The sequence below is a fragment of the Mesorhizobium sp. M7A.F.Ca.ET.027.03.2.1 genome (assembly GCF_003999175.1).
Lineage (GTDB): Bacteria > Pseudomonadota > Alphaproteobacteria > Rhizobiales > Rhizobiaceae > Mesorhizobium.
Map to the genome: position 1 here is coordinate 1 of NZ_RZOM01001501.1, position 1,040 is coordinate 1,040.

Below are 1,040 nucleotides of genomic sequence, written 5' to 3' on the forward strand. Positions count from 1 at the left end.
ATACAAGATCGATAGACTCCCGAGCAACAAAGGAACCCGTGCAGGCAGAATCAAGCCGGCGCAGGCCAACTCTGCGACAAGCGCTGGCCCGTCCTTTCGTGGAACCCGGCGCTACTTTCGCTGTTCTCCTCTCAGGAGGAACAACCATGCCAGATGACAAAAGCAAGCGCGATTTTCGTGACCGCGACCGCGTATCGGGCGACGAGGAATACGAGGTCGGCTATCTCGCCAGCAAATTCCAGCTTACCATCCCTGAAGTCCGGGAACTTATCAAAAAGCACGGCAACGACCGTGAGACGCTGGAGCGCGAAGCGAAAGCACTAGGCAGTCGATGACGAGCTAACGGCGCCAATCCCAAGGCTAAACCGCTCGTATCGTGCGAAAGACCCGCCGTGCTGGCCTTGCACGACGGGCTATATGTGCGGCTACATCCTAGGAATCGACCGCTTGTACCAACCTGAGACAGGGGCAAAGGTTCCGAAAGCGCGCTCAGCAGCCGTCCGTGGTCTTTTTCATCTGGCCAGGAGCGGCCGAGTTAGCGTCTGTATCCTGCTGGCCTGGCGCGGCCTGCTTGGCGCTGCCAGTCTGCTGACCAGGAGCGCAGTCCTTGGCGGAGTTTGAGTTCGTTCCGCTCGTGGTGGTCGAATCCGTGCCCTGGTCGGTCGTAGTGCTCGGCATTGTCTTGGTTGTCGTCGTGGATGACCCGCCAGTGTTGGTAGTGTTGCTCGATTGGGCAAAGGCGAGCCCAGTTGACAGTGCCACAATGGCGGACGCGAAAAGTAGCTGTTTCATGATCAACTCCATGTTTGAATGTCCCTGGGCACCTAACTTCGCATTGAAGCGGCGGTTCCAACGAATGGGGTCCGAGAATCGCCCAGCACATGACGCAAAAAGCCCGCCGGCCGGAGCCAGCGGGCAGTTCTCATGGGGGAAAGCACCGGGAGCAGTGCGACGACCAAAGTTCGACAGGGCAGTTTTGTTCCATCGCAAGTGAACTGGCTTCGAACTTTCCGACACCGATGCACTGACCGAGATCCTGG

The 1,040-nt window shown here is 58.4% G+C and carries 1 protein-coding gene and 1 pseudogene; one reads left to right on the forward strand and one right to left on the reverse strand.

Annotated elements, in window-relative coordinates; translation table 11 throughout:
• Positions 1–146: 146 nt before the first annotated feature.
• Entirely contained in the window at positions 147–335 is a 189-nt protein-coding gene (locus tag EN750_RS35960) for a DUF3606 domain-containing protein (protein WP_127321696.1), read from the forward strand.
• Between the two features lie 154 nt (positions 336–489).
• Here the strand turns inward: EN750_RS35960 and EN750_RS40150 are convergent.
• A pseudogene (locus EN750_RS40150) lies at positions 490–1,040 on the reverse strand (hypothetical protein); the annotation flags it as partial.

Coding starts and splice junctions, on each gene's coding strand:
- EN750_RS35960 (WP_127321696.1), top strand. CDS start 147: ATGCCAGATGACAAAAGCAAGCGCGATTTTCGTGACCGCGACCGCGTA.